The following is a 13449-nucleotide window of genomic DNA, read 5'->3' on the forward strand; positions in this document are numbered from 1 at the left end:
ATGTCGACGCCCGCCGAGATTGCGCCTCGCGCGAGTTATCCCGCGCAACTGGCGGCAGTGTCCGGGCGGGCGCTGGCGCAGCTTGTGCGCGCGCCATCGCACTCGCGCCGGGCGGAAGCCGCACGAAAGCTGGCGCTGCACTCGCTCTGGCTCAGCGCGGCGGGCGCGGCTTTGATCATCGCCCTGATGCTCGCGTTCGATCTGACCGAGATCCAGTTGATGCCGGCGCGCGGCACGCCCGGCCTGTGGCCGATCCGCATCCTCACCGATTTCGGCAAGGACGAGTATGTGCTCTCGGTGCTGGCCGTCGCGCTCGTGGCCACCGCGCTCGTTGCCGCAGGCCTGCACGGCACGCGCCGCGCGCTGCTGCTCGGCCTCGGCACGCGGCTGCAATTCATCTTCCTTTCGGTGCTGGTTTCCGTCTTCGCCGGCGAAATTCTGAAATTCATCATCGGCCGCGGCCGGCCCTTCGTCGGCGGCAAGGCTGATCCGTTCAACTTCGTTCCGTTCCAGGGAACGGAGGCTTATTACAGCCTGCCGTCCGCCCACGCTGTCACGGCGTTCGCACTGGCGTTCGCGATCTCTGCGCTGTGGCCGCGCCTGCGCGTGTTCATGTTCACCTACGCGATCGTCATCCTGCTGACCCGGCTTGTGCTGCTTGCGCATCACCCGAGCGACGTCGTCGCCGGCGCCCTGGTCGGCATGGTCAGCGCCATGGCGGTCCGTTACTGGTTTGCGGCCCGCAGGCTCAGCTTCGCCATCCGCGCCGACGGCACCATTGTGCCTCTTCCGGGACCGGTCGGAGGGCGCCTCAAAAGGGTTGCCCGCGGGGCATCCGCCCCATAAAAGCGGCTGCCTGCCGGGGATGCCGGTTCCCCGGGGCAGGCCAATTCCAACCACGAGCTTTCGATTTGTCGTCGTCCCAGCCCTCGGTTTCCATTGTCGTTCCCGTGCGCAACGAAGCCGACAACATTGCGCCGCTGATCGAGGAGATCACCGCGGCGCTCGATGGCCGCTGGGCCTACGAGATCATCTACGTCAACGACGGTTCGACCGATACGACCGGCGAGCGTCTCGCTGCGATCATGAAGCAGCGCGGGAATCTGCGTCAGCTTCGTCATGCCAAATCGACCGGACAGTCGGCAGCGGTACGCAGCGGCGTGCGTGCAGCGCGCGGTGCGATCGTCGCGACGCTCGACGGCGACGGCCAGAACAATCCGGCGTTCCTACCGGACCTGATCGCGGCGGTCGAGAAGGGCGTGCGGGTTGGGCTCGCCGCGGGCCAGCGGGTCGGGCGCAAGGACACCGGATTCAAGAAGCTCCAGTCGCGCATTGCCAACGGCGTCCGCAGTTCCATCCTGAATGACGGTACGCGCGACACCGGCTGCGGGTTGAAGGCATTCCGGCGCGATGTCTTCCTGTTGCTGCCCTATTTCGACGGGCTGCACCGCTTCCTGCCGGCGCTGATGCGCCGTGAAGGCTACGAGATTGCCTATGTCGACGTGATCGACCGGCCGCGCCGTTCCGGCGTGTCAAATTACGGCTTCTTCGACCGGCTATGGATCGGGATCATGGATCTCGCCGGCGTGTGGTGGCTGATCCGCCGCAAGAAGCCGACACCCGAGGTGACCGAGGTAACGCTTTGATGACGAGCCTGCTGAACTACCTGCACGATGTCTTCATCGTGAAATTCGACGCCTGGGTCGCGCTCGGCTTCATTGCCCAGGCCTTCTTCACCATGCGCTTCCTGGTGCAGTGGATCGCTTCCGAGCGCGCGCGCAAGAGCGTCGTGCCGGTCGCGTTCTGGTTCTTCTCGATCGGCGGCGGCGTGCTGCTCCTGATCTATGCGCTTTACCGCCGCGATCCCGTGTTCATCGCCGGACAGGCGTTCGGCCTGATCGTCTATTTCCGTAACGTCTACTTCATCATCCTGAACGGCAGGGCGCCGGTCGCGAGCGACTGAAGCTCTGGTGACATCGATCGGATGGAGGCTGTCGCAAGACGGTTGAGCTCGAAGGTTCGACGCATGAACAAACTGTCGGTTGTTCTGTTCGCGTCAACCCTTCTGGTCGGCTTGCTGTTGCTCGGGCTTGGCCTTTCCGAGGCCGGCAGCACCGCCGCGTTTCTTGCGCGAGCCGAGCAGGCGGAAGGGCGTTTCGTGGGGGCCGTCGCGCGAACGGGCGGAAATCATGGTGGGACGTTCCTCTATCCGAAGTTTCAGTTCGTGACGACCGACGGCCGCTCAATGACGTTCACGTCCACATCGGGCTCGACCGACCAGCCCTATTTCGACGGCGAGCGGGTCAGGATTATCTATGATCCGCAACGGCCCGAAGATGCGCGCCTGGTATCGTTCCTGACCTTGTGGATCGCCCCGATCCTGCTTTGCTGCACCGGTCTGCTTCTCTCGGGAGGGGCAATTCTTCTTCGGCGCCGGCTGAAGGCGGTGCGGTAGCGCTGGCGGCAGCAGAGGGCGCTCGGCGTACGCCGAGCGCTGTTGATTAGCGCGGCACGCCAGACGCTGCGCCGGAGGCGGGGAGGACGGCCTGATCTGCCTCGTTCCTGCGATAGGGCTCGCCGGCGGCATCCAGCACGGGATAGGCGACCGAGCAGATATGCGAGTGGATGCGGCGCAGGTCGCGCAGCACGTCGAGATGCAGCGACGTGGTCTCGATGGTCTCGGGGCGGCCCTCGCGCAGGCGGTCGAGATGGCGCTCGACGGCGGCGAGTTCGGTGTTGCGCAGCGCTGTCTTCTCCAAGAGCAGCTTCCGTGCCTCGTTCGCATCGCCCGACATGAAAACGCCGAAAGCGATCCGCAGCGAATCCATCGTGCGCTTGTGGAACGCGGCGAGTTCGTCAGCCCCCTCCAGCGAGAACTGGAAGCGTCGCTTGATCTTCTTGGTGGCGAGCTCGCTCAGGTTCTTGTCGATGATGTCGCCGATATGTTCGAGATTGATGGCGAAGGAGATGATCTCCATCGCGCGGCGCCCCTCGCTCTCGTCGAGGCTGCCGCGGGTCAGTTTCGTCACGTAGAGCTTGATCGCTTCGTCGAGGCCGTCGACGGCGTTGTCCATCTTCGAGACCTGGTCGACCAGCGCGCGGTCGCCCGTCATCATCGCGGCCATCACCTTGCGCAGCATCACCTCGACGAGATCGCCCATGCGCAAGGTCTCGCGCGCGGCGTCGGCGAGCGCGAGTGACGGCGTCTCCAAAGCGCTCTCGTCGAGATAGCGCGGCCGGGCCGGGTCCGCCTCCTGCGCGCGATCGGGCAGGAGCCAGGTCAGCAGGCGCGACATCGCATCGAGCAGGCCGATGAAGATGACGGCCGTTCCGACGTTGAAGGCGATGTGGAAGGCCGCCGTCATCCTGGCGAGATCGGGCTGCCAGGCATGCATGTGCCCGGCGATCGCGGTCAGGAAAGGCAATACGAGGACGATCCCGATCACGCGATTGACGAGATTGCCGACCGGCAGGCGATAGCTCGCGGGATCGTCGCGCCGGGCCCCCTCGAACACGGGATTGATGGCGCTGCCGAGATTGGCGCCGAGCACCAGCGCCAGGGCGGCGTAAGGTGAAATGAACTGCGAATATGCCAGCGACATGATCAGGAGCACGCTGGCGACGCTCGAATGCACGGCCCAGGTGATAAGCGCCGCGATTACGATGCAGAGCACGGGATCGGTCGTGATGGCCGACATCACCACGCGCACGCCGGGTGCGTTCTCCGCCGGCGCCAGGGTGTCGAGCAGGATATGCAGCGACAGCAGCATCAAGCCGAGACCGATCGAGACACGGCCGATATCCTTGATCCGCGAGCGCGGGCCCGAGCGGAAGGCGACGAGACCGAGCACGAACAGCACCGGCGCGACCGCCGCGATATTGAACGACAGCACTTGCACGATCAGCGTCGTGCCGACATTGGCGCCGAGCATGATGGCGAGCGCCGCGGCGAGGCTGACGAGGCCTTCGGCCGCAAACGAGCTGGTGATCAGGGCGGTCGCCGTGCTGCTCTGGAGCAAGGCGGTGAGCCCGAGGCCGGCGGCAAAGGCGCTGAAGCGATTCCTCAGCGCCTTGCCGAGCAGCCGCCGCAGGTCCGGGCCGAAGGCGCGCAAGATGCCGCTGTGGACCATGTGCAGGCCCCACAGCAAAAGCGCCACGCCGCCCATCAGATCGAGCAGAACCAACGTTCCCATGCTCCGTATCCGGATTGGAGTCGGAGGATCAGGCTAGCGCCAAACGACTGCGCATCAAACCATTTGTTGGCGCGTCGGCCTTAACGCCTGCGGCGGCTGCGCGTTCCGCAGGCGCGATGCCTCGCCCGCAGGCTCACATTGCCGCCGTGAGGGCAGCGAAGCCACGCTCCAGATCAGCCTTGAGGTCGTCGACGTTCTCGAGCCCGATGTGGAGCCGCAGCGTCGGCCCGCCCGGCGACCACTTGGTCGCGGTGCGATAGCTATCGCAGTCGAAGGGAATCACGAGGCTCTCGAAGCCGCCCCAGGAATAGCCCATGCCGAACAGTTTTACGGTATCGAGCATGGCGTCGACAGCGGCTTGCGGCGCGGGCTTCAGCACGATGCTGAACAGGCCGGAGGCGCCGGTGAAGTCGCGTTTCCAGATCGCATGTCCCGGATCGGTTTCGAGCGCGGGGTGCAGCACGCGCGCGACCTCGGGCCGCGTCGCGAGCCAGCGCGCCATCTCGAGCCCCGAGCGGTGGTGCTGCGCAAGCCGCACCGACAGCGTGCGCATCCCGCGCAGCGCGAGGAAGACGTCGTCGGGCCCGGCGCAGACGCCGAGCAGGCGGATGGTCTCGGCCACCAGCGGCCAGGCCTTGGCGTTGGCGGAGATCGTGCCGAACATGATGTCGGAGTGGCCGCCGATATATTTGGTGGCGGCCTGCATGCTGATGTCGACGCCCTGGTCGAGCGAGCGGTGATAGAGCGGGGTCGCCCAGGTGTTGTCGTCGATGACCAGCGCGCCGCGCGCATGCGCGACCTCTGCTATGGCGCGAATATCGGGCATCTCGAAGGACTGCGAGCCTGGCGCCTCGACCAGCACCGCACGGGTGTTGGGCTTGAACAGCGCCGCGATTCCCGCGCCGATCAGCGGGTCGAAATAGGTGGTCTCGACGCCGTACCGGGCGAGCAGGCCGTTGCAGAAGTTGCGCGAGGGGCGATAGACGTTGTCGCAGACCAGGAGGTGATCGCCGGCCTTCAGCACGGCGAGCAGGGTGGTGCTGATCGCCGCCAGCCCCGAAGGCGCGATGCCGACGCCAGCGCATTGCGGCCCCTCCAGCGCCATCAGCGTCTCCTGGAGTGCCTTGGTGGTGGGGGTGCCGTGACGGCCGTACTGGAACTCGCCGCGATGGGCGTGCAGGTCCTCGACGGTCGGATAGAGCACGGTCGAGCCGTGGACCACCGGCGGATTGACGAACCCCTTCTGCGCCTTGGTGTCGCGGCCGGAGGTCACCAGCCGGGTGTCGGCATGTTGCGGAAGGGGGGCACCGCCCTGCGAAGAATCCATGCGTCTGCTTCCAATGTTTGTTTCTGCGAAGACGCGCGTCGCGCCCCCGGGCCGGCGGGAGACCGCGGCCCGTTAATAACAGAACACAGAAGAGTCCCGTCAACCCCTTGACCCGGCTCGCCAGTCGTTCTGTAAATGCGCAGGTGCTATTCAGTCGCCGCATGTTGAGGGGCCTGCCGCGACCTTCGATCCATCGCCTGACCGGACCAAGCGCCATAGCCACAACGGCAGGCGCCTGCGGCGGGGATTAAGGTGTGGCCCTCCAGGATGGGCGGGTGTTCGGCAAAGCTTCCCAGCATGACTCTTGCAAGGACAGCCTTCGCAGAGATGATCCTGAGACAACATTCCTGACCTTGAGAAGACTTTGAAAGGCTCCAGCCCATGAAACGCGTAACTCTGGCTCTCACTCTTGCTCTTGCCGGGGGCCTGACGGCCCAGTCTGCCGACGCGCAAACGCTCAAGACCGTCAAGGACCGGGGCATGCTGTCCTGCGGCGTGAGCCAGGGTCTGCCGGGCTTTTCGTCCCCCGATGACAAGGGCAACTGGACCGGGATCGACGTCGACGTCTGCCGCGCCATCGCGGCCACGATCTTCAACGATACGACCAAAGTCAAATATGTGCCGCTGTCGGCCAAGGACCGCTTCACCGCGCTGCAATCCGGCGAGATCGACGTGCTGTCGCGCAACACCACCTGGACGATCTCGCGCGACACTTCGCTCGGCGCCAACTTCACCGGCGTGACTTATTATGACGGGCAGGGCTTCATGGTGAAGAAGTCGCTCAAGGTCAATTCCGCGCTCGAACTGAACAGCGCCTCGGTCTGCGTGCAGACCGGCACCACGACCGAGCTGAACCTCGCCGACTACTTCAAGGCCAACAACATGAAGTACGAGGTGATCGCGTTCGGCACCATCGATGAAGCGATCAAGGCCTACGAATCCGGGCGCTGCGATGCCTTCACGGACGATGCGTCCGGGCTCTATGCCAGTCGTTTGAAGCTCGCGAACCCGGCCGATCATATCGTGCTGCCGGAAATCATTTCGAAGGAGCCGCTCGGGCCGATGGTGCGCCACGGCGACGATCAATGGTTCGATCTGGTGAAATGGACGCTGTTCGCGATGATCACCGCGGAAGAACTGGGTATCACCCAGAAGAACGTCGATGAGATGGCCAAATCCGATAAGCCGGAACTGAAGCGGGTGCTCGGCACCGATGGCAATCTCGGCGAACAGCTCGGTGTGACGAAGGACTGGGTCGTGCGGATCGTAAAGTCGGTCGGCAACTACGGCGAAGTCTTCGATCGCAATGTTGGTACCGGCTCGCCGCTTGGTATTGCCCGAGGCATCAACAATCTCTGGAACAAAGGCGGTATACAGTACGCGCCGCCGATCCGCTGACCAAATGAGCAGGCGGCCGTGAGCATCGAGCCCCGAAACCCGCCACGGCAGTATGTCCTCAAGCTGAAGCGTGCGCTCGGCGGCAAGGCTGGGTGGAATGGCGTGGCCGTGCAGATCGCCTTCGCCGCGATCCTGGCCTGGATTGCCTACGAGATCGTGGCCAATGCGAGCGCCAACCTGGAGACCCAGCACATCGCGGCGGGATTTGGGTTCCTGACCAACAATGCGGGCTTTGACGTTAGTCAGAGCCTGATCTCCTATTCAGGCTCTGACACCTACATGCGGGTGTTCGTGGTCGGCCTCCTGAACACCCTGCTGGTCTCTGTGATCGGCATCGTCTTCGCCACCGTGATCGGCTTCGTGGTCGCGCTGTGCCGGCTCTCGCCGAACTGGCTGTTGTCGCGGGTCGGCGGCATCTATGTCGAGACCATCCGCAACCTGCCGCTGCTGTTTCAGATCCTGTTCTGGTACCTCGCCGTGCTTGCCGCACTGCCGGGACCGCGGCAGAGCATTTCGATCCTGGGCGCGGCCTTCCTCAACAATCGTGGCATGATCGTTCCGCGACCGATCGGCGAGGCGGGCCTGGAGCCGTTTCTGGCGATCCTTGGCCTCGGCATCGTCGCCTCGCTGGCGCTGCGCATCTACGCGCGGCGGGCACTGTTCCAGCGCGGCCAGATGATCCATATCTGGCCCTATGTGCTGACCTTCCTCGTCGGGCTGCCGTTGATCACGATGGCGATCTTCGGTCTGCCCTTCACGCTCGAACTGCCGCAGCTCAAGGGCTTCAATTTCGCCGGCGGCACGCGCGTCATTCCTGAGTTCGTGGCGCTGACGGTGGCACTGTCGACCTATACGGCCGCCTTCATCGCCGAGATCGTGCGCGCCGGCATCCTGTCGGTCCACAAGGGCCAGATGGAGGCGGGCTCCTCGCTGGGGCTGAGCCGCGGTGCGACGCTGCGGCTGATCGTGGTGCCGCAGGCCATGCGCGTGATCGTGCCGCCGCTGACCAATCAGTACCTCAATCTCACCAAGAACTCGTCGCTCGCGGTTGCGATCGGCTATCCTGACCTCGTCTCGGTTTGGGCCGGCACCGCGCTGAGCCAGACCGGGCAGGCGATCGAGATCATCGCGACGACGATGGCCGTCTATCTCCTGATCTCGCTGGTCACCAGCGCGATCATGAGCGTCTATGGCTGGCGCCTCAACCGGAGCCTGGGCGCATGACCGACATCACTGCGTCGTCCTTCGTCAGGCAGGATCTGGTTCCGGAACGCCCGGCGCCGGTCAAGACCACGGGATTCGTCGGCTTCCTGCGCACGCGCCTCCTCAACTCGCCGACCAACATCCTGCTCACGATCCTCGGCCTGCTGCTGCTCTGGTACACCGTCATCCCGGCTTTCCAGTTCCTGTTCGTCGACGCGGTCTGGACAGGCAAGGACCGCACGGCCTGTCTTGCGGAAAACGCCGGGCACCCGGTCGGCGCGTGCTGGCCCTATATCCAGGCCAAGTTCACCCAGCTCATCTACGGCTTCTATCCGGAGGCGGCGCGGTGGCGCGTGAACGTGACCTTCGCCCTCGGCGCCGTGCTGCTCCTGCCGCTGCTCATTCCGCGCCTGCCTGCAAAGGGCGTGAACTCGGGTCTGTTCTTCCTCGCCTTTCCCGTCGTCGCGTTCTTCCTGCTCCACGGCGGCGGTATCAAGGGCTTTGGCGTGAGCTGGGCGGCCGGCCTGCTCCAACTCTTCGATGACAGCATCAGCGGCGCCGGCCAGGTGCTGGTCAATCTCAGCAGGAGCTCGGCCATAGGCCCGCTGTTTTGGGCGCTTGGCAATCTTATCGTCCTGCTCGGCACCGTCATCTCCTGGGTGATCTTCCCGCTGACCTGGCTCAGCGATCAGCTTCAGGCTTCCGGCCAGGCCGTCTGGATCGACTTCGTCGTCACCGCCATTATCGTGTGCGCGATCCTGTTCGTGCTGGGCGGCGGCATGCGGACCGGGCCGCGGGCGCTGGTCACAGGCATCGCCACGTTCGCGAGCATTGCGGCGGTGATCAAGCTGATGGACCTCGATCATGGCGGCCTGCCCATCGTCGATACCCGGCTCTGGGGCGGGCTCCTGGTGACGCTGGTGATCGCCATCACCGGCATCGTGGCCTCGCTGCCGATCGGCATCGCACTTGCCCTCGGCCGACGTTCGACCATTCCGCTGATCCGGATATTCTCGATCACCTTCATCGAGTTCTGGCGCGGCGTGCCGCTGATCACGGTGCTGTTCTTCGCGACCTACATGCTGCCGCTGTTTTTGCCCGGCAATTTCACGGTCGATGGCCTCGTGCGCGCGCTGATCGGCGTTGCCCTGTTCACCGGCGCGTATCAGGCCGAGAACGTCCGCGGCGGGCTCGCCGCGGTCCCCCGCGGGCAATCGGAGGCCGCAGCGGCGCTCGGGCTCTCCTGGTGGCGGACGACCTCGCTGATCGTGCTGCCGCAGGCGCTGCGCCACGTCATCCCGAGCATCGTGAACAGCTTCATTTCACTGTTCAAGGACACCTCGCTGGTTTCGATCGTCGCGCTGTTCGACCTGCTGGGCTCGCTGCGGGCCTCGTTCGCCGACCCGGTCTGGACAACGCCGTCGACCGCGTTTACGGGCTTCGCCTTCACCGGCATCATCTATTTCATCTTCTGCTTTGGAATGTCGCGTTACTCGCTCTTCGTCGAGCACCGTCTCAACGCCCACCGTCGCAACTGATCGAGCTCACCATGTCAGACAATCAAATCGTCAAGATTTCCGGTCTCAACAAGTGGTACGGCGAGTTTCACGTGCTGCGCGACATCGACCTCGAGGTCAAGAAGGGCGAGCGCATCGTGATCTGTGGCCCCTCGGGCTCGGGCAAGTCGACGTTGATCCGCTGCATCAACGCGCTCGAGGAATTCCAGGAGGGTGAGATCGTCGTAGACGGCATCGAGCTCGGGCCGAACCTCAAGCACATCGATGCGGTGCGCCGCGAGGTCGGCATGGTGTTCCAGAGTTTCAACCTGTTCCCGCATCTCACCGTGCTGGACAACTGCACGCTGGCGCCGATTTGGGTGCGCAACATCCCCAAGAAGGACGCCGAAGCGACCGCCATGAAGTTTTTGGAGCGGGTCAAGATCCCGCACCAGGCCAACAAGTTTCCGGGTCAGATGTCGGGCGGTCAGCAGCAGCGCGTCGCGATCGCCCGGGCGCTGACGATGAATCCGAAGGTGATGCTGTTCGACGAGCCGACCTCGGCGCTCGATCCCGAAATGGTCAAGGAGGTGCTCGACACCATGGTCGACCTCGCCAGGGAGGGCATGACCATGCTGGTCGTCACCCACGAGATGGGCTTCGCGAAGGAAGTCGCCAACCGCGTCGTGTTCATGGATGCCGGCCAGATCATCGAAGCCAATACGCCCGGTGAATTCTTCGCCAACCCGCAGCACGCGCGCTCAAAGCTGTTCCTGAGCCAGATCTTGCGCTGAAGCGGGCTGCCGTAGGGTGGTCAAAGGCGCTCTCGCGCCGTGTCTGGCCGAGCGGCGACCGCCACGCCTAGGACGAGCGGCCGCAATCGTCTCGACTTAAACGAACGGCGGCTTGATGTTGCTGCGCTTCTCCAGCCACTCCGGCACGGGGAGATTTTTGGCGCGCATGAAGTCGGCATTGAACAGCTTTGACTGATAGCGGCTGCCGGAATCGCAGAGCACGGTGACGATCGTCTTACCCGGGCCGAGCTGCTTGGCGAGGCGCATGGCGCCGACGATGTTGATGCCGGTCGAGCCGCCGAGGCACAGTCCTTCGTGCTGGAGCAGCTCGTAGATCACGCTGACGGCTTCGGCGTCGGGAATGAGATACGAATCGTCGACCTTCGCGGTCTCCACGATCGCGGTTGCGCGGTTGAGGCCGATGCCCTCGGTGATCGAGCCGCCCGGCGTCGCCTTGGCTTCGCCGGTTCTGAAATACTCGTACATGCCGGCGCCGTGCGGATCGGCGCAGGCGATCCTGACGTTCTTGTTCTTCTCTTTCAGATAACGGCTAACGCCGGCGAGCGTGCCGCCGGTGCCGACCGAACAGACAAAGCCGTCGACCTTGCCGCCGGTCTGCTCCCAGATCTCCGGCCCCGTGGACTCATAATGCGCCTTCGCATTGTCGAGATTGTTCCACTGGTCGGCGAACAGCACGCCGTTGGGCTCGGTCTTGCGGAGCTCGTCGGCGAGCCGCCGGCCGACATGCTGGTAGCTGTTGGGATTGGCGTAGGGCAGGGCCGGCACCTCGATGAGCTCGGCGCCGCACAGCTTCAGAAAATCCTTCTTCTCCTGGCTCTGCGTCTCAGGGATCACGATCAGCGTCCGGTAGCCGCGCCCGCTCGCCACGACGGCAAGGCCGATGCCGGTGTTGCCGGCGGTCGATTCCACCACGAGACCGCCGGGGCGCAAATCGCCACGCTTCTCCGCCTCCAGGATCATCCATTTGCCGGCGCGGTCCTTCACCGACTGGCCGGGATTCATGAACTCGGCCTTGCCCAGAATGGTGCAGCCGGTCATTTCCGAGGCGCGCTTGAGCTTGATGAGCGGGGTGTCGCCGATGGCTTCGACAACGTCATTTCGAATGGTCATGTCAGGCACTTACCGGTCGGTTTCGCAATTGGTGGGCGACCCTAAAGGAGGGCCGCACGCCATACAAGCCGAGGCTTCGAACTCTTATTGCTGCTTTGCGAAGATGACCTGCCGGACGTCGATATTCCCGGACAGGAAGCCGGCCTCGCAATAGGAGAGATAGTACTCCCAGAGCCGCCGGAACCGGTCGTCGAAGCCGAGCGGCACGAGGCCCGGCCACGCCGCGCGGAAGTTATTTCGCCACGAGGCAAGCGTCTTGGCATAATCCTGCCCGAAGATGCGCTCGCGGATGACGGGAACCCCGAACTTGTCCCCGAGCGACTTGAGCACGGCCGGCGAGGGCAGCATGCCGCCGGGAAACACGTAGCGCTGGATGAAGTCGACCTCGCGCCGGTAGCTCTGAAACAGCTTGTCCTGGATGGTGATGGCCTGGATGCCGGCAAGGCCGCCCGGCAGCAGCCGGTCGCGCAGCTGTGCAAAATATTTCGGCCAGAACTGCTCGCCGACGGCCTCGATCATCTCGATCGAGGCGATCCGGTCGTAGCGGTCGCGCTCGTCGCGATAATCCTGGAGGCGGATCTCGACCTTCTCGGCAAGCCCCGCCTCGTGGATGCGCCTCTGCGCGAAATCGCGCTGCTCTGTCGAGATGGTCAGGCCAACCACGCGCGCACCAAAAGTCTTGGCGGCAAATTCGGCGAAGCCGCCCCAGCCGCAGCCGATCTCGAGCAGCTTCTGGCCCGGGTGCAGGTCGAGCGCCTCGGCGAGCTTGCGGTATTTATTGGTCTGCGCTGCCGTGAGGTCGGTAGTGCTCTCCTCGAACAGCGCCGACGAATAGGTCATGCTGGGATCGAGCCAGGCCGAGTAGAACGCGTTGCCGATGTCGTAGTGGGCGTGGATATTGCGGCGCGCCTGGCGGCGGGTGTTGCGGTTGAACCAGTGCCGGAGCACCTGGACGAGGCGGATCAGCGGCTTGTCGCGCAGCATGGCCTGGATCAGGTCGTGGTTGACGCAGAACACCAGGAGGAATTGCGTGAGGTCGGGCGTGTCCCAGTCGCCGGCGAGATAGGCTTCCGCGATCCCGATGTCGCCAGCGTTGATGAGCCGCGCGGCGAAGCCGTAATTGTGCAGCCGCATGACCGCGGCCGGGCCGGGCTCGAGTCCGCCGAGCCGGATCACGCGGCCATCGGGCAGGATGACGTCGAGCGTCCCGCGTCTCAGGCGCGAGCCGAAGGTGAGCGCGAGACGTACGATGCGCGGCAGGTCGGCGAGCACCGTCTCCACGTTGTCGGGAGTCACCGAGATGGCGTTCGGCATCGACGGATCCATCACCTGAACAGGCACAGGCTGACCGCCAGCCAGGCGCGCCCCATCCCGGCTTCTGTCGCTGGACCCGAGCGCGCCCCCAAACGGTCGGCGGCGCATAATATAGGCGTGCGTTTTGTCGGCCGCCAAGATGGTTTCGTCGCGATTCTACCCTGCGACATTCCGTCGTGTGATCAACCACGTGCCCTTGAGCTGGAGCCGCAGCGCTTCCCAATGGGGCGCCGCCATCGCCTTGAAGCTCGCGAGCGGCCGCGTAAGAAACGAACGCAGCGCGTGAAGTCAGCGCCTGGCGGCGTCCGCCACCGAGCAGCCGGTCGAGATCAATCAAGAGGCTCATGATGCGACAACGGAATCGATGGCCGATCGGCTTATGCATCACCGCGCCGAAGTAGAGCGCAGCTCCGGCGAGACGGCCATTGCGAAGGTCGGCGATCTGCCGACCGAACTCGAGGATGTCTGTCAGCATCCACAGGTAGGACGGCGAGAGTAGGTGCGGTGCGCTGCGGCGCAGGTTTCAGTGGAGCACGAGGCCGGCCTCGGCGTTCCGGTGCCGGTGCGGCGGCAATATCACATGAAATCTTGGT

12 protein-coding genes are annotated in these 13449 nt (G+C 64.5%); 8 read left to right on the forward strand and 4 right to left on the reverse strand.

The genetic code is table 11. From position 1 onward, the window contains the following. The 4 genes from AYJ54_RS28010 to AYJ54_RS28025 all read left to right on the forward strand — a co-directional run bounded on the left by AYJ54_RS28010 (position 1) and on the right by AYJ54_RS28025 (position 2455). Entirely contained in the window at positions 1-846 is an 846-nt protein-coding gene (locus AYJ54_RS28010; RefSeq protein WP_063704004.1) for a phosphatase PAP2 family protein, read from the forward strand. A gap of 65 nt (positions 847-911) precedes the next feature. Next, the gene (locus tag AYJ54_RS28015) at positions 912-1646 is read left to right on the forward strand and encodes a glycosyltransferase family 2 protein (protein WP_063704005.1); all 735 of its coding nucleotides are present in this window, start codon (positions 912-914) and stop codon (positions 1644-1646) included. Next, complete coding sequence (locus tag AYJ54_RS28020; protein WP_063704007.1) at positions 1646-1963, forward strand: lipid-A-disaccharide synthase N-terminal domain-containing protein; 318 nt, start codon at positions 1646-1648, stop codon at positions 1961-1963. Before AYJ54_RS28015 ends, AYJ54_RS28020 begins: the two co-directional genes overlap by 1 nt. 21 nt (positions 1964-1984) lie before the next feature. Further along, positions 1985-2455 (forward strand): DUF3592 domain-containing protein, encoded by a 471-nt coding sequence (locus tag AYJ54_RS28025; protein ID WP_082905886.1) that lies wholly within the window; start codon positions 1985-1987, stop codon positions 2453-2455. 46 nt (positions 2456-2501) lie between these two features. On the opposite strand, the gene AYJ54_RS28030 is transcribed toward AYJ54_RS28025, so the two are convergent. Both AYJ54_RS28030 and metC read right to left on the reverse strand, forming a co-directional pair. Continuing rightward, positions 2502-4193: a Na/Pi cotransporter family protein gene (locus AYJ54_RS28030; RefSeq protein WP_063704011.1), complete on the reverse strand. Its 1692-nt coding sequence runs from the start codon at positions 4191-4193 to the stop codon at positions 2502-2504. A 133-nt stretch (positions 4194-4326) separates the two neighbouring features. Further along, positions 4327-5520, reverse strand: a complete 1194-nt coding sequence (gene metC / locus AYJ54_RS28035) for a cystathionine beta-lyase (protein WP_063704013.1) — start codon at positions 5518-5520, stop codon at positions 4327-4329. 381 nt (positions 5521-5901) lie between these two features. Here metC and AYJ54_RS28040 point away from each other — a divergent pair, with 381 nt between their 5' ends. The 4 genes from AYJ54_RS28040 to AYJ54_RS28055 are packed head-to-tail and all read left to right on the forward strand — an operon-like array spanning position 5902 to position 10411. Continuing rightward, a complete protein-coding gene (locus tag AYJ54_RS28040; RefSeq protein ID WP_063704015.1) occupies positions 5902-6918 on the forward strand; it encodes an amino acid ABC transporter substrate-binding protein in 1017 nt (338 codons plus the stop codon). Between the two features lie 18 nt (positions 6919-6936). Further along, positions 6937-8142 carry an amino acid ABC transporter permease gene (locus AYJ54_RS28045; RefSeq protein WP_063704017.1) on the forward strand — a complete coding sequence of 402 codons (1206 nt, stop codon included), beginning with the start codon at positions 6937-6939 and terminating at the stop codon, positions 8140-8142. Next, the gene (locus AYJ54_RS28050; RefSeq protein ID WP_063704018.1) at positions 8139-9659 is read left to right on the forward strand and encodes an amino acid ABC transporter permease; all 1521 of its coding nucleotides are present in this window, start codon (positions 8139-8141) and stop codon (positions 9657-9659) included. Before AYJ54_RS28045 ends, AYJ54_RS28050 begins: the two co-directional genes overlap by 4 nt. 11 nt (positions 9660-9670) lie before the next feature. Beyond that, entirely contained in the window at positions 9671-10411 is a 741-nt protein-coding gene (locus AYJ54_RS28055) for an amino acid ABC transporter ATP-binding protein (RefSeq protein ID WP_063704020.1), read from the forward strand. 96 nt (positions 10412-10507) lie between these two features. On the opposite strand, the gene AYJ54_RS28060 is transcribed toward AYJ54_RS28055, so the two are convergent. Both AYJ54_RS28060 and AYJ54_RS28065 read right to left on the reverse strand, forming a co-directional pair. Beyond that, a complete protein-coding gene (locus tag AYJ54_RS28060) occupies positions 10508-11542 on the reverse strand; it encodes a cysteine synthase A (RefSeq protein ID WP_063704022.1) in 1035 nt (344 codons plus the stop codon). A gap of 84 nt (positions 11543-11626) precedes the next feature. Further along, positions 11627-12856: an SAM-dependent methyltransferase gene (locus AYJ54_RS28065; RefSeq protein WP_063704280.1), complete on the reverse strand. Its 1230-nt coding sequence runs from the start codon at positions 12854-12856 to the stop codon at positions 11627-11629. Positions 12857-13449: the final 593 nt, after the last annotated feature.

Source organism: Bradyrhizobium centrolobii (genome assembly GCF_001641635.1).
Lineage (GTDB): Bacteria > Pseudomonadota > Alphaproteobacteria > Rhizobiales > Xanthobacteraceae > Bradyrhizobium > Bradyrhizobium centrolobii.